Raw genomic sequence first — 17,209 nt, 5'->3', positions numbered from 1 at the left:
TACGAACTCCTTGAAACCACCCGTAATCGGAGGAACGATGTCGAACCCCTTTGACGACGCGGACGGCCGCTTCCTCGTCCTGACCAACGACGAGGGCCAGCACTCCCTGTGGCCGTCGTTCGCGGACGTCCCCGCGGGCTGGACGGTCGCCAAGACCGAGGACACCCGGGAGGCGTGCCTGGAGTTCGTCGAGCGGAACTGGACCGACCTGCGGCCCAAGTCGCTGATCGAGGCCATGTCCGCCGCCACTGCGACGGGTTCCTGACCCTTGCGGATCACGGTCACTGAATGGGCTATGGAGATGCTGGACCGCCGCTCGCTGCGGACCGGTCCGCTCCCCTCGGGAGAGATGTCCTTCAGCCTGGCCGAACTGCCGTCTCCCGACTTCAACCGCGCGATGTACGCGACGGTCGGCGCCCGGGTCTGCTGGACCGACCGGTTCGGCTGGACCCACGACGACTGGGTGAAGTGGGTGGACCGGCCCCAGCTGGCCACCTGGATCGCGCTGGCCGCGGGAACGGTCGCGGGATACTTCGAGCTGGAGGCCCAGCCGGACGGCGACACCGAGATCCACCTCGTCGGGCTCGTCCCGGCGTTCATCGGCCGGGGCTTCGGCGGCTACCTGGTCGAGCAGTGCGTGCGCCGCGCCTGGCAGCGTGATCAGCTCTGGGCGGGTGGTTTCGGGCCGACCCGCCGCGTCCATCTGCGCACCTCCACCCTCGACCACCCCAACGCCAAGGCCAACTACCTGCGCCGCGGCTTCGAGGTCGCCGAGGAGGAGACGTTCGTCAAAGCCGTCCCCGACCCCCGCGTGGCGCCCTGGCCCCTGCCGGGCGACCCCCGCCTCGACCGCCTCGTCCACGACGAGGACTGACGGAGGAAACCCGATGAGCTGGCTCCGCTGCCCCACCCCCCGGCCGTGGGCGACGACCCGGCTGGTGTGCTTCCCGCACGCCGGCGGCTCGGCCGTCGCCTACCGGAGCTGGTCGGTGAGCCCGGCCGTCGAGGTCCACGCCGTGCAGTACCCCGGACGGGCCGACCGGATGGCCGACCCGCTCCCGACCGGCATCATGCAGACCGCCCGGATGGCCGCCGCCTCCCTCGCCCCCCTCCAGGACCGCCCGATGGCCCTGTTCGGCCACAGCATGGGCGCCCTGGTCGCCTTCGAGACGGCCCGGATCCTCACCGAGAAGGGTTCCCCGCCGGTCCACCTGTTCGTGTCGGCCGGGCTGCCCGCCCACAAGTGGGCCGGCCGCAGGACCGTCCCGATCAACGACGACGCGGCGCTGGTCCAGGAGCTGCTCAGCCTCGGCGGCAGCGACGCCGACGCGATGGCCGACCCCGAGCTGCGCGAGCTGGTCCTGCCCTACATCCGCGCCGACTTCCAGATGCTCCAGGACTACCGGCACACCCCGGGCGCCCCCCTGACGTCCCCGGTCACCGCGATGACGGGCGAGGGCGACCCGCACGTCCCGGTCGAGATCGCCGCCCACTGGGCCGAGCTCACCACCGGGCCGTTCGAGCTCCGCTCCTTCTCCGGCGATCACTTCTACCTCGTCGAGCGCCGCGACGAGGTGCTGGCCGAGATCATGAAGGCGCTGAACGTCCCCCTGTGATTGGGCCCTCTCAAGCCGCTGCTCCCGGCGTACGTTCAGGGCGGTCGCGGGCTTAGGAGATGGGCCATGGGCGTCGAGATCCGGGTGGACGGGCTGAAGAAGACCTTCGGCCGGCAGGTGATCTGGGAGGACGTGTCCTTCACGGTTCCGGCCGGGCAGATCTCGGCCCTGCTGGGGCCGTCGGGGACCGGGAAGTCGGTCTTCCTCAAGAACCTCATCGGGCTGCTGCGGCCCGACCGCGGGCATGTCTGGGTGGACGGCGTCGACGTCCCCGAGCTGCGGGAGAAACACCTCTACGAGCTGCGCCGCAGATTCGGCGTGCTGTTCCAGGACGGCGCCCTGTTCGGGTCGATGAGCGTCTACGACAACGTGGCGTTCCCGCTGCGCGAGCACACCAGATACGGCGAGTCCAAGATCCGCGACATCGTCATGTCGAAGATGGAGATGGTCGGCATGGTCGGCGCCGAGGGCAAGCTGCCCGGCGAGATCTCCGGCGGCATGCGGAAGCGGGCGGGGCTGGCGCGGGCGCTGGTCCTCGACCCGGAGATCATCCTGGCGGACGAGCCGGACTCGGGCCTCGACCCGGTCCGCACCTCCTACCTGAACCAGCTCTTCGCCGACATCAACTACGAGACCGGCGCGACGATCCTCATCGTCACCCACGACATCGGCACCGCCCGGGTGCTGCCCGACAACATGGGGCTGCTGTTCCGGCGCGGCCTGGTCATGTTCGGGCACCGGGAGATGATCCTTTCCAGCACGGACTCGGCGGTGAACCAGTTCTTCAACGCCCGCCGCGAGGGCCCGATCGGGATGTCGGAGGAGAAGGACGACGCGACGCTGCGGTCCGAGGGGAACGGCGGGCGGTCCAGGGCCAGGCCCGCGCCGATCCCGCCGCAGATCATGCCGACGAACGGGCGGCCCAGGCCGTACCAGGCGCGTCCCGGCCAGTGGCTCCAGTCGCACGGCGTGCAGGCGCCGCCCGGCTCCTTCGTCGACGACGAGGGCCGCGACTGGCTCATCGACTGGGACCGGCTGGCGGGCCGGTGGCAGGAGCCGCCGCCCCCGCCTCCGGCGCCGCACAAGGCCTGACGCGGCGCCGACCGCCCGACGTCAGGGCCGCTCCTCGCTCTGGACCAGGGCGCGGACCCCGGCCAGGTCGACGATCCCGGCGTCCGAGCCGAGGCCCTGGGCGACCAGGGAGGCGGCGGCCGTCCCCCAGCGGGCGGCGGTCAGGACGTCCTGGTCGTGCAGGAGGCCGCTGATGAACCCGGCGCAGTAGGCGTCGCCGCAGCCGGTGGTGTCGACGACCTCGACCGGCAGGACCGGCAGGACGGTGGAGCCCTCGGGGGTCGCGACCAGGCTGCCCTCGCCGCCGAGGGTCACCAGGACGGCCTTCAGGCCGTGCTCGGCGAGCAGGGACGCCGCCGCCTCCGCGGGGGTGGCGGCGTCGGTCATGGCGAGGGCCTGCTCCTCGTTGGGCAGGAAGAAGTCGACGTAGGGCAGGAACGCCGCGGCGCCCTTCAGCAGGTCGGGCAGGTTCGACAGCAGGTCCATCGTGACGACGGCGCCGGCGTCGCGGGCCGCCGACAGCTTCGCGAAGAACGCCGGGTCGTTGAGCGCCCAGGTGACGTCGGGACCGCCCAGATGGATCACCTGGGCGGCGGCCAGCGCGTCCCCGTCCACATGCTCGGCGACGACCGACAGGTTCGCTCCCGGGACGTGCAGCGAGGGACGCGTGCCCCTGCTGGTGATCGGGAGGATCGAGGCGCTGGTCTGGTCGGCGAGCCTGGCCAGCCGGGAGACGTCCACCCCGTGCCGGGTCATCAGCATGATCAGGAAATCGCCGAGCTCGTCGTCGCCGACCGCGCCCATCGAGACGACGTCCGCGCCGAGCTTGGCGAGGTCCACCGCGGTGCCCGCGGCGGAGCCGGCGGCGGTGAGGCGGATCTGATCGACGAGGACGGTGTCCTGGCCGGTGGGAAGGGTGTCCACGGGGAGGGTGAGCACATCGACGATGTGCACCCCGAGCGTCACAACAGAGGTCATGCGGCGTAGCGTACGGCCGACTGGTGGAAGCACCGCGAATCGGGGGAGGATCAGATCCGTGACGGAGCCCCCGCTCGATCCCCTGGAGAGCGCCGACCCGCCCGGACTGGGCCGTTACCGGCTGGCCGGACGGCTCGGCAGGGGCGGAATGGGCGTCGTCTACCTGGGGGTCGACGCCGACGGCGGCAAGGCGGCCGTCAAGGTGATCAGCCCGGAGCTGGCGCATGATCCGCGGTTCCGTGAGCGCTTCCGCCGCGAGGTCGGCGCGGCGGGACGGGTCCAGCGGTTCTGCACCGCCGCCGTCCTGGACGCTCAGCTCGACCGGCCGCCGCTCTACGTCGTCACCGAGTTCGTGTCCGGGCCGACCCTGGAGCGGGCCGTCCGGGAGGGCGGGCCGCTGCGCGGCTCCGACCTGGAGGGCCTGGCCGTCGGGATGGCCACCGCCCTGTCGGCGATCCACGCCGCGGGGCTGGTGCACCGCGACCTGAAACCGGCGAACGTGCTGCTGTCGCCGCTCGGCCCCCGCGTGATCGACTTCGGCATCGCCCGCAGCGTCGACGGCGAGGGCCAGGTCACCCGCACCGGGACGGTCTTCGGCACCCCCGCGTTCCTGGCCCCCGAGCTGCTGGACGGCGGGCAGATCACCCCGGCGGCCGACGTGTTCTCCTGGGGCTGCGTCGTCGCCTACGCCGCGACCGGCCGCTCGCCGTTCTCCGGGACCACGCTGCACGACGTCATCTACCGGATCGGCAACGCCGAACCCGCCCTCGACGGCCTCGACGGCCGGCTGCGCGCGCTCGTCGAAGGGGCCCTGCACAAGGACCCCCGCCGCAGGCCGACGGTCCCGCAGCTGCTGTCGCATCTGTTCGGCGAGCCGGGGGTCGTCCCCGAACAGGCCGCCCACCGGGTGGAGGACTCCTGGCGGCGCGGGCACGCGCCCCCGGTCCCGCCGCCGTCGCGCCCGGCGGAGCGGCGCGGGCGCGGCAGGGCCGTGCTGTACGGGACCTTCGCGGGCGCGGGCGTGCTCGCCGTCCTGCTGGTCGCGCTTCTTCTGCTGGTGCCGGGCAGCCCGCTGCGGATCGTCGGCGGCGGGGCGGAGGGACCGCCGGAGGCCGCCGCCCGGCTGCTCGGCCCCGACGGGTTCGACGATCCGAAGTCGGGCTGGAGACCCGACCGGGGCGGCCGGTACGAGAAGGGCGAGTGGCGGCAGACGACCTCGGCGGCGTTCACGACCTACTGGAGCTGGCCGGCCGCCTACGACCCGCTGCCCCTGCTGCTGGCAGCCGAGGTCAGGATCGCCGAGGGCGACCCCGACGGCGAGGCCGGCTTCCTCTGCTTCGGCAACGACGCGATCGGCACGGCCGGGACGGGCGGCTACGAGCTGCTCGTCAGCACCAAGGGCAACGCCCGCGTCCGCAAGGCGGTCCGCAACTCCTACACCGACCTCGCCACCGGCGTCGTCGGCCGGCTGGGCACCGCCCGGCACCGTCTCGAGGCCGTCTGCTCCCCGGCGGGGGCGGGCACCCGGCTGGCCCTCTGGGTGGACGGCCGCAAGGCCTTCGACACCGTTGACGCCAAGGCCCCCTGGACGGGCGGCAGGGTCGGCCTCACCGTCAACCGCAACGACCCCACCTGGCCGAACACCGTCGCGTTCTTCGACGACTGGGAGCTCTCCCGCTTCACTCCATAGAGACGATATTGTCTATTTATGGTCTCGCCACTGCTCTCCTCTGATCCTCGCGGGCTCGGTCCCTACTGGCTGGCCGGACGCCTCGGCGCCGGCGGGCAGGGGGTGGTCTACGAGGGCTACGACGCCGGGGGCGCCCGGGTGGCGGTCAAGGCGCTGCACGCCGACCAGATCACCGACGCCTACCGCGACCAGCTCCGCAGGGAGGTGGCGGCCCTCGGCCGGGTCGCGTCCTTCTGCACCGCCCGCATCATCGAGGCCGATCTCGACCATCTGCCGCCCTACCTGGTCAGCGAGTACGTCCCCGGGCCCGACCTCCAGTCGTGGGTGGAGCGCAACGGCGCCTACGGCCCCGGCGAGCTGTTCCGCCTGGCGATCGGCATCGCCACCGCGCTCACCTCGATCCACCAGGCCGGGGTGGTGCACCGCGACCTCAAGCCCGCCAACGTCCTGCTCGGCCCCGACGGCCCCCGCGTGATCGACTTCGGCATCGCCCGCACCGAGGAGATGTCCCGCAGCGCGACGGGGATGAAGGGGACGCCCCGCTGGATGGCGCCCGAGGTCTTCCAGGGGGAGCGGGCCACGGCCGCCGTCGACGTCTGGGCCTGGGGCGCGGTCGTCCTGTACGCGGCGACGGGAAAGTTCCCGTTCGACGGCGAGAGCCTCCCCTCGCTGATCTACCAGATCGTCAACACCGAACCCGACCTCGACGCGCTGCCCTCCTCCCTGCTGCCGCTGGTCGAACGGGCGCTCTCCCGCGACCCCGCCGCGCGTCCCACGGCCCGCGGCCTCCTGGACGCCCTCATCGGCGACGCCCCGCTCGAGGAGGGCAAGCGCGCCGCCGCGGCCTTGCCCGCCGCGGCCCTGGCGCCGTCGCCCGCCGAGGCCGCGGAGGCCGCCTACACCGGGCTCGACCCCGAGGCGCGCGAGGCCGTGCCTCGGGTCCTGCTCCGCATGGTCGCCACCACCCCCGAGGACTTCCGCACGGTCGTCTTCCCCGAGCTCCTGGACGGCGAGACCACCGAGCCTGCCGTCCGCCGCGTCGTCGCGGCCCTGGCCGGGGCGGGGATCCTGCGCCAGGAGGAGGAGCGCGTCTCCCTCGCTGCCCCCGCCCTGCTGCGCGCCTGGCCCCGCCTGCGCGACTGGGCCGAGACCGACCGCCCGGTCCTCGACGCCCACCGGGCCCTCGCCGACGCCGCCCGCCGCTGGGACGGCCACGGCCGCAAGAACGCCGACCTGCTGCACGGCAGCTCCCTCGACGAGGCCATCACCGGCGCCGTCGCGGGCCGCCGCCACCTCACCCTGAACCTCCTCGAACGCTCCTTCCTCGACGGCTCCGTCCTGGCCTCCCGCCGCCGCACCCGCAACCGCGGCTTCCTGGCGACCGCGCTGGCCGTCCTCCTCGTGGTCGCGAGCGGGACCGCCGCGACCTCCCTCAAACAGGGCAGGACGCTCGCCGCCAAGAACGAGACCGTCACCCGCCAGCGCGACGACGCCATCGGCGCCCAGGTCGCGAACCTCGCGATCAGCCTGCGGCGCATCGACCCCGTCAAGGCCCGGCGGCTCGCGGTCGCGGCGGGGGACATCGCCCCGGGCTCGGCCGACACCCGCAACGCCCTGGTCACCCTGAACGGCCAGTGGGAGGAGGACATCTACCGGCCGCCGGGCGTCGAGGACGCGCTGAGCTGGACCACCGACGGCCCCGCCCGCCTCCTCGCCTACGCCTGGGCCGACCGGGTCAAGATCTTCGACGTCGACACCCGCGCGCAGGTCGGCGAGTTCGCCGTCCCCGGCTCGCCGGTCAAGCGCCCGCTGCTCGGCGGGAGCCTCACCCTCAGCGGCGACGGCAAGCGCCTCGGCGTCTACCACGAGGACGGGACGGTCACCTTCCACGACGTCGCGACCGGCACTCCCGCCCCGGTCACGATCCGCCTGCCCGAGCCCTACCTCCAGCTCGACCAGGACGGCACCCGCCTGCTCACCATCGAGGCGAAGCACACCAGGGTCCACGACGTCGCGACCGGAGCCGTCCTGCTCGACGTGCCCTACGCCTTCGACGTCGTCGACCTCAGCCGCCGCGGCTACCTCGTGGGGACGCGGGGCCCGTCACTGGAGGTCTGGGAGGTGAAGAGCCGCTCCCGCGTCAAGCTGCCGAAGTTCGAGATCCCCAAGAAGAAGATCGACAATCTGGCGATCAGCCCGGCGGGCAACGCCCTGGCGCTCGTCCAGGGCGACCAGGTGCGTCACCTCCGGCTCGACAAGGGGCTCACCACCGTCCGCACGGTCCCGAAGACGCCGTTCACCAGCGCCCCCGTCTACAGCTCGGACGGCCGCTACCTGCTGCTCAACGGCATGATCTGGGACATCGAGCACTACCAGCAGCACCCGGTCTTCCGGTACGGCATCGGGCAGTGCACCCGCCAGACCTTCGGCCCCGGCGACCGCTCCGTGCGCTGCGTCGACGGAGAGCGCAGGATCAACGTGATCTCCCTGGCAACGATCCAGGACACCGTCCGGCTCGACGACACGGCCTTCTCCAGCAGCACCGTCACGCTGCTCAGCGCCGACGGCTCCACCCTGGTCACCCAGTCCCGCCACACTCTCGACGTCTTCGACCCGCTGACCAGGAAGAAGCGCGGCTCGCTCCCCTTCGACCTGCTCCGGGAGGGCGGCGGGAACCTCGTGCTCTCGCCCGACGGCGCGACCCTCGCCGAGACCCACCAGGACGGCCGGATCGACCTGTGGGATGTCCGGTCGGCGGCGAAGAGGTCCACCCTGGCGACCGGCAGGACGCTGGTGAAGGAGACGCCGATGGCCTTCTCGCCCGACGCCCGCACCCTGGCCTTCCTGACCGGGGACACCGACCAGACCTCGCTCCTGGACCTGTGGGATGTGCCCTCGGGCAGGCTGCGCGCCACCTCGAAGGGCGAGCCGCCGGCCGGAGGCTCACGGCCGATCGCGGGCAACCTCTACGACCACCCGAAGGTGCTGTTCAGCCCCGACGGACGCACGGTGGTCTCGGCCCAGGACCAGGGGGTCGTCGAGGTCGCCACCGGAAAGCGGCTCGTGCCCGCCGCGCACGGGCTGGAGTCGGCCCAGGCGCTCAGCGCCCAGGGAGTGGTCGCCGAGCCGAACACCGAGAACGTCCGCTTCTGGGACGCCGCCACCCTGAGGCAGCGGTCGGAGATCCGGCCCGGCGGCACGCCCGGTCCCTCGATGGCCTTCTCCCGGGACGGCTCCCTGCTGGCGATCTCCGACACGACCGCCCAGATCCGGCTGTGGGACATGAAGGGCAACCGGCTCCTCGGCCTCCCCCTGACCGGACGCCACGTCCCCAAGAGCACGACCCCCAACGACACGGCGTCCTCCATCGCCTTCGCCCCCGACGGCTCGGCGGTCTTCAGCATCGACCGCGAGGGCCTGCTGCGCACCCACCTCATCGACCCCGTGAAGATCAGCGCGTCCTTCTGCGCCCGGCTGGGCCCGCTGTCCCGCGAGGACTGGAAGACCTACGTGCCCGCCTCGATCGGCTACCGCTCCACCTGCTGAGACGGGCCTCAGGCGTCGGCGGCGCAGCGGAAACCGGTGTTGCCGGTGCTGGAGTCGGGGGTGTTGGCGGTGCGGGCGGCGACGCGGTAGCGGTTGCAGTAGGAGTCGTGGCAGAGGTAGGAGCCGCCGCGCATGGGGCGGGATCCGGGATCGCCGGCGAAGGTGCCGGCGGTCCACTCCCAGACGTTGCCGACCGTGTTGTAGAGGCCGTAGGCGTTGGGGCGGTAGGAGTCCGCGGCGACCGGTCCGGGACGGCCGGTGTGGTGGCCGGGGAAGGAGCCCTGCCAGATGTTGCAGCGCCGCTGCCCGCGCGGGCTCAGCTCGTCGCCCCACGGGTAGGTGGCCTGCTCCAGGCCGCCGCGCGCCGCGTACTCCCACTCGGCCTCGGTCGGCAGGCGCTTGCCCGCCCAGGCGGCGTAGGCGGCGGCGTCGTTCCAGGAGACATGGACCACGGGATGCTTCTGGCGCCTGCGGACGTCGCTCCCCGGCCCCTCGGGGCGGTTCCAGGCCGCTCCCTCGATCGCCCGCCACCACGGGGTGCCCTGGGGGGCCTGGGCGGCGTCGGCGACCTCGGGCGCGAGCAGGCCGTAGAAGACGAACGACCAGCCGAACCGCTCGGCCTCGGTCGCGTAGCCCGTCTCCTTGGCGAAGCGAGCGAACTGCGCGTTGGTGACCGTCATCGGGTCGATCCGGAACGGCTCGACCGTCACCTCGCGGACGGGGCCCTCCCCGTCGTGCGGGTTGGCCAGCGCGTCCTCGTTGCCCATCAGGAAGGTCCCGCCGGGCAGCGTGATCATCCCCTTCGGCGCGGCCGCGGCCACCGGCGTGATCCGGTGGACGGGCCCGGCGGCGGCCGTCCCGGCGGGCCGGGAGGCGGCGCAGCAGGCCGGAACGTCGTGCGAGCTCATCCGCCCAGGCTATCCACGCCCGCCGCCTCCCCGGTCCGGCCTGGATCACGCGGCGGCGGGCGGGCTAGTTTGGCCGGGTGGAGTACGTCATCGCCGGAATCGTCGCGGTCGTCGCGGTCGTGGTGCTGGTCAGGCTGCGGCGGCGTGATCTCGGCGGGCCGGTCGAGCGGGCGGCGTTCGAGACCCTGCACAAGGCCGCTCTCGCCGCACCCGCCCTGCGCGGGGGGCTGACCAGGACGGGGGCGGAGAAGGCGGGCCGGCATCTGCGCGAGCTGCTCGGCACGGACGAACTGGCGATCACCAGCCGCGAGGAGGTCCTCTGCGGCGCCCGCAAGGACGCCCTGGAGCTGGCCGCCGAGACCCTCTCCACCGGCAGGACCCGGGTCGCCGACACCCTCGACGGGATGGCCGTCGTGGTCCCGCTGACCACCGACGGACGGGTGGTGGGCGCCCTCATCGCCTACGGCGCCCAGGCGTCGGCGGCGCTGGTGCGGGCCACGGAGGAGGTCGCCCGGTGGGTCGACACCCAGCTCGAACTGGCCGACCTCGACCGCTCCCGGAACCTGCTGGTCGAGGCGGAGGTGCGGGCGCTGCGCGCGCAGATCTCGCCGCACTTCGTCTACAACGCCCTCACCACCATCGCCTCGTTCGTCCGCACCGACCCCGAGCGGGCCCGGGAGCTGCTGCTGGAGTTCGCCGACTTCACCCGCTACTCCTTCCGGCGGCACGGGGAGTTCACCACCCTCGCCGAGGAGCTCCACAACATCGACAGGTTCCTGCTGCTGGCCCGCGCCCGCTTCGGTGAGGACCGGCTGCGGGTCACGCTCCGGATCGCGCCCGAGGTGCTGCCCGTCGCGGTGCCGTTCCTGTGCCTCCAGCCGCTGGTGGAGAACGCCGTCAGGCACGGCCTGGAGGGCAAGCCCGGCCCCGGCCGGATCACCCTGCTCGCCCAGGACGCGGGGGCCGACTGCCTGATCAGCGTCGAGGACGACGGGGTCGGCATGGACCCCGAGGCCATGCGCGGCGTCCTGGCGGGGGAGGGGCACCAGGACAGCGGGATAGGGCTCGCGAACGTCGACTCGCGGCTGCGGCAGGTCTACGGCGACGCCAGCGGCCTCGTCGTCGAGACGGCCGTCGACGCGGGGATGAAGGTCAGCTTCCGGGTTCCGAAGTACCGGCCGGGAGTATCGGTTGATTGACACGGTTTGTGGTGGCCATCACTCTTTGGTGATGCGTGTACTGGCCGTCGACGACGAGGGACCGGCCCTCGACGACCTCGTGTTCCTGCTGCGGGCGGACTCCCGGGTCGGCGAGGTGAACGGAGCCCGCGACGGAGCCGCCGCCCTGCGCGCCCTCGACCGGGCCCTGGCCGAGGACCGGCCGTTCGACGCGGTCTTCCTCGACGTCCGGATGCCCGGCATCGACGGGATCGTCCTCGGCCGGCTGCTGGCCCAGTTCGCCACCCCGCCCCGGCTGGTCTACGTGACGGCCCACGAGGAGCACGCCGTCCACGCCTTCGAGGTCCACGCGGCCGACTACCTGCTGAAGCCCGTCCGGCCCGAACGGCTGTCCCAGGCGCTCGGCCGGATCGCCTCACCCGGTGAGCCGCCCCCCGCCCAGGAGGCGGAGGCCGTCGCGGTCGAGCTGTCGGGCGTCACCCGGTTCGTGCAGCCGGGCGAGGTCCACTACATCGAGGCCCAGGGCGACTACGCCCGCCTGCACACCCCGGGCGGCAGCCATCTCGTCCGGATCCCTCTGGCCGTGCTGGAGGAGCGCTGGCGCGGTGCCGGGCTGGTCCGCATCCACCGCAGCCATCTCGTGGCCGTCCCGCACATCACCGAGCTTCGCCTGGACTCCGGGCGCTGCACGGTGCTCGTGGCGGGCGTCGAGCTGCCCGTCAGCCGCAGGCACGTCAGGGAGCTGCGCGACCTGCTGCTCAGGCGGCGGCCGTGACCGACCGCAGGCCGTCGCGGGTGACGGTGACCAGCCCGAAGACCCGGGCCGTCGCCCGGTGGGGCGGCCGGGGGACGCGCGAGATCGACGAGCAGACCGCGCTCGGCGAGGTCTACATGCGGTCCCTGATCCGCGCCCAGCTCAGGCTGTCGCTGTTCGTCTGCACCCTGCTCGTCCTCGTGGTCGGCGGGCTGCCGCTGCTGTTCTGGCTGTCGGGCTCGGTCCGCCAGGGCAGGCTGGCCGGGCTGCCCGTCCCGTGGCTGCTGCTCGCCGTGCTGCTGTACCCGCTGTTCGCGCTCTGCGGCTGGTGGTACGTGCGCCAGGCCGAGGCCAACGAGCGGGACTTCGCCGACCTCGTGGACCGCCGGTGAACCTGGCCGCCATCGTCGCGGTGTCGGCGGCGACGCTGCTGGCCGGGTTCTACGGGCTGCGCCTCGCCAGGACCACCTCGGACTTCTACGTGGCGTCCCGGGCGGTCTCCCCGGTCGCCAACGCCTCGGCCATCGGCGGGGAGTACCTGTCGGCCGCGTCCTTCCTCGGTGTCGCCGGGCTGGTGCTCACCAACGGCGCGGACATGCTGTGGCTGCCCGTCGGCTGGACCGGCGGCTACCTGGTGCTGCTGGTGCTGGTCTCGGCGCCGCTGCGCCGCTCGGGCGCCTACACGCTGCCCGACTTCGCCGAGGCCAGGCTGGAGTCGATGGCCGTGCGGCGGGCCTCCGCGCTCCTCGTGGTCCTCATCGGCTGGCTCTACCTGCTGCCCCAGCTCCAGACCGCTGGACGGGTGCTGGCGGCCGTCACGGGAGGCCCCCGCTGGACGGGCGGCGCCCTCGTCGCCGCGATCGTCATCATCGGCGTGTGGTCGGGCGGGATGCGCAGCATCACCCTGGTGCAGGCGTTCCAGTACTGGCTGAAGCTGACGGCGCTGGCCGTCCCGCTGGTCTTCCTGCTGATCGCCTGGCGCGGTGACGGATCGCCCGGGGTCTCGGACCCGACCTGGCTGCTGCCGCTCCAGCAGGAGCACCAGCTCTACGCCACCTACTCCCTGATCCTCGCGACCTTCCTCGGCACCATGGGCCTGCCGCACGTGCTCGTGCGCTTCTACACCAACCCCGAGGGCAGGGCCGCGCGCAGGACCACGGCCGTCGTGCTGGGCCTGCTCGGGCTGTTCTACCTGCTGCCGGCCGCCTACGGCGCGCTCGGCAGGGTCTACGCCTCCGACCTCGCCGACCCCGACTTCGTGGTCCTCGAACTGCCGCACCGCCTGGTCGGCGGGCTCGGCGGCGACCTGCTCGGCGCGCTGCTCACCGCCGGGGCGTTCGCGGCGTTCCTGTCGACCTCCTCGGGCCTGACGGTCTCGGTCGCGGGGGTGATCGGCCAGGACCTGTTCCACGGCGGCGTGCGCTCCTTCCGGGCGGCGACGCTGCTGGCGATCGGGGTGCCCCTGTCGGTCGCGCTGGCCGTCCCCTCGTCCCTGCCGGTCGCGACCATGGTCGGTCTGGCGTTCGCGCTCGCCGCCTCGACCTTCTGCCCGCTGCTGGTGCTCGGGATCTGGTGGCGCGGGCTCACGGCGGCGGGCGCGCTGGCCGGGCTGGTGGCCGGGGGAGTACTGGCCGGGGGAGCGGTCGTGTTCACCGTGGCCCTCGGCGCGGGCAGGGGCTGGGGCGCGACACTTCTCGCGCAACCCGGCGCTTGGACCGTCCCGGTCACTTTTCTGGTTATGATCTTGGTGTCGCGGCGTACCGCCGCACCGGCCGGAGTGGCCAGGACGATGGTCCGGCTGCACACTCCCGAGGCCCTCGCCCTGGATCGGGGCGACTGGCGCCCGCGCCGCGTTTGACGGATTCCTCCGACCGTTCGTCGTGCCAGAACGACCGCTCGTCGCACGTGGCGTGTCGTCGCCGACCCGGCCCCGCACCTCGCCGATAAACATCTCCACTTGGCCGGGACCCGGCCTTACGTTGTGGGCCAACCCGCCCCGTGATCCCCATCACAAACCCCTTCGAGGAGGTCCACTTGAGCGCTGCTCCTGAGGACGTCGACATGTACGAGAGGGTCCGGCAGAGTCCGGATTTTCTCGAGCTGAGGCGTAAGTTCCGCTCGTTCGTCTTCCCGCTGACCGCCGGCTTCCTGTTCTGGTACCTGCTGTACGTCGTCATGTCCGCGTGGGCGCGCGGCTTCATGGGCCACGTGCTGTTCGGCAAGGTCAACGTCGCCCTGGTCTTCGGCCTGCTCCAGTTCGTCTCGACCTTCGTCATCGCCTGGTGGTACGAGCGCTACTCCAGCAGCAAGCTCGACCCCCTGTCGGAGAAGGTGCGCGAGGAGGCGACCGGACTGTGAGCCACGAGACCCTAGCGATCACGCTGTTCGTCATCTTCGTCGGGTTCACCCTCTTCCTGACGCTGCGCGCCTCGCGTCAGACCAAGGACGCCACCGACTACTACGCCGGCGGCCGCAACTTCTCTCCCATCCAGAACGGCCTGGCGATCGGCGGCGACTACATGTCGGCCGCCTCCTTCCTCGGGATCGCCGGGATCATCGCCCTGTCGGGCTACGACGGGTTCCTGTACTCGATCGGCTTCCTCGTCGCCTGGCTGGTGGCGCTGCTGCTGGTCGCCGAGCTGCTGCGCAACTCGGGCCGCTTCACCATGGCCGACGTGCTCGCCTTCCGGATGAGCCCGCGGCCGGTCCGCACGGCCGCCGGTGTGTCGACGATCGTCGTCTCGGTCTTCTACCTGCTGGCCCAGATGGTCGGCGCCGGTGCGCTCGTCGCCCTGCTGTTCGGCCTCACCAGTGACGCCGCCAAGGCCCTGACGATCGTCGCCGTGGGCGCGCTGATGATCATCTACGTCGTGGTCGGCGGCATGAAGGGCACGACCTGGGTGCAGATCGTCAAGGCCGTCCTGCTGATGACCGGCGCGGCCCTGATCACCCTGCTGGTGCTCGGCCACTACGGGTTCAACTTCTCCGAGATGCTGGGCAAGGCCGCCGAGCAGTCCGGCAAGGGCGACAAGTTCCTCGAGCCCGGCCTCAAGTACGGCACGGACGCCCAGGGCCTCGAGGGCAAGCTCGACCTGATCAGCCTCGGCCTCGCGCTGGTGCTGGGCACGGCCGGCCTGCCGCACATCCTCATCCGCTTCTACACCGTTCCCACCGCCAAGGACGCCCGCAAGTCCGTCCTGTGGGGCATCGGCATCATCGGCGTGTTCTACCTGCTGACCCTGGTGCTGGGCTTCGGCGCGGCGGCCCTGGTCGGGTCGAAGGAGATCGCGAAGTCCAACGCCGCGGGCAACACGGCGGCGCCACTGCTGGCGGAGAAGATCGGCGACATCGTCTTCGGGAGCACCGGCGGGACGATCCTGCTGGCGTTCATCGCGGCCGTCGCCTTCGCCACGATCCTCGCGGTCGTCGCGGGCCTGACGCTCGCGTCGTCCTCGTCGGTGGCGCACGACCTGTACGCCCACGTGATCCGCAAGGGTCAGGCGACGGAGAAGGAGGAGGTCAGGGTCGCGAAGATCTCCGCGTTCGTCATCGGCGCGATCGCGATCGTCCTGGGCATCTTCGCGCAGAAGCTCAACGTGGCGTTCCTGGTGGCGCTGGCCTTCGCGGTGGCCGCCTCCGGCAACCTCCCGGCCATCCTCTACAGCCTGTTCTGGAAGAGGTTCAACACCCAGGGCGCCGTCTCCGCGATCTACGGCGGTCTCGGTTCGGCGATGCTGCTGGTCTTCTTCTCGCCGGTCGTGTCGGGCAAGGGCGCCGGCGCCGACGGCAAGAGCCTCAGCCTCTTCCCGGCCGACGTCGACTTCCACTGGTTCCCGCTGGACAACCCGGGTCTGGTCTCGATCCCGATCGGCTTCCTCTGCGGCTATCTCGGCACCATCCTGAGCAAGGAGTACAACGCTCAGAAGTACGCCGAGATGGAGGTCAGATCCCTGACCGGCATCGGCGCCGAGAAGGCGACCCCGCACTAGCCCGTAAGGCCCCGGCGTCCTCCAGGAGGACACCGGGGCCCCCTTTTCCCTTTATTTCCTACTTGTTTGGTTGATATTGTGGAGTTGTGGAACGCGAAGGTGGACCCAGCCGCAGACATGTCCTCGGAACGGCGGTGCTCGGCGCCGCGGGAGCGGTGCTCGGCGCACCGTCCGCGAACGCCCGCGCGGCGGGCCCGAGGCCGAACCTCGTGGTCGTCCTCGCCGACGACCTCGGGTACGGGGAACTCGGCTGCTACGGCCAGAAGCTCATCAGGACGCCCGTCGTCGACGAGCTGGCCCGCCAGGGGCTGCGGTTCACCCAGGCCTACGCCGCGGCGGCCGTGTGCGCGCCGTCGCGCTGCTCACTGCTGACCGGGCTGGACTCCGGGCACGCACGGGTCAGGCAGAACCCGCGGGCGGGGCTGCCCGGCGGCCTGCGCGCGGCCGACACCACCGTCGCCGAGGTGCTCAGATGGGCGGGCTACCGGACCGGGCTGTTCGGCAAGTGGGGCTTCGGGCCCGACCGTCCCGACCAGGCCAGCCATCCCAACGCCCACGGGTTCCAGGAGTTCTACGGCTACCTCACCCACCATGCCGCCCACGACTACCGGCCCGACCATCTCTGGCACGACGACCGGCGGGTCGCCCTGCACGGCGCGTACGCCCCCGATCTGCTGCGCGACCAGGCCGTGCGGTTCGCCCGGCGCAAGAGCGACGACCCGTTCCTGCTCTTCTTCAGCCCGAACCTGCCGCACGCGCCCAGCACCGTGCCGTCCCAGGGGCGCTACGCGCACCGGAACTGGCCGAAGGCCGACCGCGGGCACGCCGCCCAGGTGACCCGGCTGGACTCCCACATCGGCGACCTCGTCGCCGCCGTCAAGGACGCGGATCGTCCGACGGTGGTGCTGGTGACCAGCGACAACGGACCGCACGAGGAGGGCGGAGTGAACCCCGACCGCTTCAACGCCAACGGCCCGCTGCGCGGCTACAAGCGCAACATCTACGAGGGCGGCATCAGGGTCCCGTTCGTCGCCTGGTCGCCGGGGTTGGTCAGGCGTGGCACGAGCGGGCGGCTCACCCAGCACACCGACCTGCTGCCCACGCTCGCCGAACTCGGCGGGGCGGCCGTTCCCGGCGGGCTGGACGGCGCCTCGCTGGCGGGCGTCCTGACCGGCAGAGGAGGGGCACCGGCGCCCGGGCACCGCTACTGGTACCGCAGCGAGACCCACGAGACCCGCAGGGCCAACGCCACCGAGCACGGGAGCGTCACCCGGCTGGCCGAGGCCGTCCGCAGGGGCCGCTGGAAGCTGGTCCGCTTCGCCCCCGGCGAGCGGCGTCCGGCCCGCAGGTCGGGCTGGCGCAACGAGCTCTACGACCTGACCGCCGACCCGGGGGAGAAGCGCGACGTCGCCTCCCGCCACCCGCGCCTGGTCGCCGAGCTCGCCGACCTGGCCGACGCGTCCTGGTCGTAGTGCTGGC

At 72.4% G+C, this 17,209-nt stretch carries 15 protein-coding genes; 13 read left to right on the top strand and 2 right to left on the bottom strand.

Going from position 1 to position 17,209, the window contains the following annotated elements; translation table 11 throughout:
- The first annotated feature begins 37 nt into the window (after positions 1-37).
- From ABD785_RS15615 to ABD785_RS15600, 4 genes are all read left to right on the top strand, one after another.
- Complete coding sequence (locus ABD785_RS15615) at positions 38-265, top strand: MbtH family protein (protein WP_344828497.1); 228 nt, start codon at positions 38-40, stop codon at positions 263-265.
- Positions 266-295: 30 nt separating this feature from the next.
- Positions 296-874 (top strand): GNAT family N-acetyltransferase, encoded by a 579-nt coding sequence (locus ABD785_RS15610; RefSeq protein WP_344828494.1) that lies wholly within the window; start codon positions 296-298, stop codon positions 872-874.
- Positions 875-887: 13 nt separating this feature from the next.
- Positions 888-1,616: a thioesterase II family protein gene (locus tag ABD785_RS15605; RefSeq protein WP_344828491.1), complete on the top strand. Its 729-nt coding sequence runs from the start codon at positions 888-890 to the stop codon at positions 1,614-1,616.
- Positions 1,617-1,682: 66 nt separating this feature from the next.
- Positions 1,683-2,708, top strand: coding sequence for an ABC transporter ATP-binding protein (locus tag ABD785_RS15600; protein WP_344828488.1), 1,026 nt, complete (start codon positions 1,683-1,685; stop codon positions 2,706-2,708).
- A gap of 21 nt (positions 2,709-2,729) precedes the next feature.
- On the opposite strand, the gene ABD785_RS15595 is transcribed toward ABD785_RS15600, so the two are convergent.
- Complete coding sequence (locus tag ABD785_RS15595; RefSeq protein WP_344828486.1) at positions 2,730-3,665, bottom strand: carbohydrate kinase family protein; 936 nt, start codon at positions 3,663-3,665, stop codon at positions 2,730-2,732.
- 58 nt (positions 3,666-3,723) lie between these two features.
- On the opposite strand from ABD785_RS15595, the gene ABD785_RS15590 reads away from it, so the two are divergent.
- Together ABD785_RS15590 and ABD785_RS15585 are read left to right on the top strand one after the other, a co-directional pair.
- The gene (locus ABD785_RS15590; RefSeq protein ID WP_344828483.1) at positions 3,724-5,355 is read left to right on the top strand and encodes a serine/threonine-protein kinase; all 1,632 of its coding nucleotides are present in this window, start codon (positions 3,724-3,726) and stop codon (positions 5,353-5,355) included.
- Between the two features lie 18 nt (positions 5,356-5,373).
- A complete protein-coding gene (locus tag ABD785_RS15585; protein ID WP_344828480.1) occupies positions 5,374-8,901 on the top strand; it encodes a protein kinase domain-containing protein in 3,528 nt (1,175 codons plus the stop codon).
- A gap of 8 nt (positions 8,902-8,909) precedes the next feature.
- On the opposite strand, the gene ABD785_RS15580 is transcribed toward ABD785_RS15585, so the two are convergent.
- Entirely contained in the window at positions 8,910-9,809 is a 900-nt protein-coding gene (locus tag ABD785_RS15580) for a formylglycine-generating enzyme family protein (protein WP_344828477.1), read from the bottom strand.
- A gap of 77 nt (positions 9,810-9,886) precedes the next feature.
- Between ABD785_RS15580 and ABD785_RS15575 the strand changes: the two genes are divergently transcribed.
- The 7 genes from ABD785_RS15575 to ABD785_RS15545 all read left to right on the top strand — a co-directional run bounded on the left by ABD785_RS15575 (position 9,887) and on the right by ABD785_RS15545 (position 17,202).
- Entirely contained in the window at positions 9,887-11,008 is a 1,122-nt protein-coding gene (locus ABD785_RS15575) for a sensor histidine kinase (RefSeq protein ID WP_344828474.1), read from the top strand.
- A 31-nt stretch (positions 11,009-11,039) separates the two neighbouring features.
- The gene (locus ABD785_RS15570) at positions 11,040-11,762 is read left to right on the top strand and encodes a LytR/AlgR family response regulator transcription factor (RefSeq protein ID WP_344828471.1); all 723 of its coding nucleotides are present in this window, start codon (positions 11,040-11,042) and stop codon (positions 11,760-11,762) included.
- Positions 11,759-12,133: a hypothetical protein gene (locus ABD785_RS15565; protein ID WP_344828468.1), complete on the top strand. Its 375-nt coding sequence runs from the start codon at positions 11,759-11,761 to the stop codon at positions 12,131-12,133. The genes ABD785_RS15570 and ABD785_RS15565 overlap by 4 nt, the downstream gene beginning before the upstream one ends.
- Positions 12,130-13,599, top strand: a complete 1,470-nt coding sequence (locus ABD785_RS15560) for a sodium/solute symporter (protein ID WP_344828465.1) — start codon at positions 12,130-12,132, stop codon at positions 13,597-13,599. Before ABD785_RS15565 ends, ABD785_RS15560 begins: the two co-directional genes overlap by 4 nt.
- A 176-nt stretch (positions 13,600-13,775) precedes the next feature.
- Positions 13,776-14,099: a DUF485 domain-containing protein gene (locus ABD785_RS15555; protein WP_344828462.1), complete on the top strand. Its 324-nt coding sequence runs from the start codon at positions 13,776-13,778 to the stop codon at positions 14,097-14,099.
- Positions 14,096-15,730: a solute symporter family protein gene (locus tag ABD785_RS15550; RefSeq protein WP_344828459.1), complete on the top strand. Its 1,635-nt coding sequence runs from the start codon at positions 14,096-14,098 to the stop codon at positions 15,728-15,730. The genes ABD785_RS15555 and ABD785_RS15550 overlap by 4 nt, the downstream gene beginning before the upstream one ends.
- Positions 15,731-15,816: 86 nt before the next feature.
- On the top strand, positions 15,817-17,202 hold the full coding sequence (locus ABD785_RS15545) for a sulfatase-like hydrolase/transferase (RefSeq protein ID WP_344828455.1): 1,386 nt from the start codon (positions 15,817-15,819) through the stop codon (positions 17,200-17,202).
- The last annotated feature ends 7 nt before the right edge of the window (positions 17,203-17,209 follow it).

Source organism: Actinocorallia longicatena, assembly GCF_039534125.1.
Lineage (GTDB): Bacteria > Actinomycetota > Actinomycetes > Streptosporangiales > Streptosporangiaceae > Actinocorallia > Actinocorallia longicatena.
This window is presented reverse-complemented; position numbering and strand designations above follow the sequence as displayed.

Excerpts from the sequence above, each read along its gene's own strand:
- ABD785_RS15615 (WP_344828497.1), top strand. The coding sequence starts at position 38 with ATGTCGAACCCCTTTGACGACGCGGACGGCCGCTTCCTCGTCCTGACC.
- ABD785_RS15610 (WP_344828494.1), top strand. The coding sequence starts at position 296 with ATGGAGATGCTGGACCGCCGCTCGCTGCGGACCGGTCCGCTCCCCTCG.
- ABD785_RS15605 (WP_344828491.1), top strand. The coding sequence starts at position 888 with ATGAGCTGGCTCCGCTGCCCCACCCCCCGGCCGTGGGCGACGACCCGG.
- ABD785_RS15600 (WP_344828488.1), top strand. The coding sequence starts at position 1,683 with ATGGGCGTCGAGATCCGGGTGGACGGGCTGAAGAAGACCTTCGGCCGG.
- ABD785_RS15595 (WP_344828486.1), bottom strand. The coding sequence starts at position 3,665 with ATGACCTCTGTTGTGACGCTCGGGGTGCACATCGTCGATGTGCTCACC.
- ABD785_RS15585 (WP_344828480.1), top strand. The coding sequence starts at position 5,374 with ATGGTCTCGCCACTGCTCTCCTCTGATCCTCGCGGGCTCGGTCCCTAC.
- ABD785_RS15580 (WP_344828477.1), bottom strand. The coding sequence starts at position 9,809 with ATGAGCTCGCACGACGTTCCGGCCTGCTGCGCCGCCTCCCGGCCCGCC.
- ABD785_RS15570 (WP_344828471.1), top strand. The coding sequence starts at position 11,040 with ATGCGTGTACTGGCCGTCGACGACGAGGGACCGGCCCTCGACGACCTC.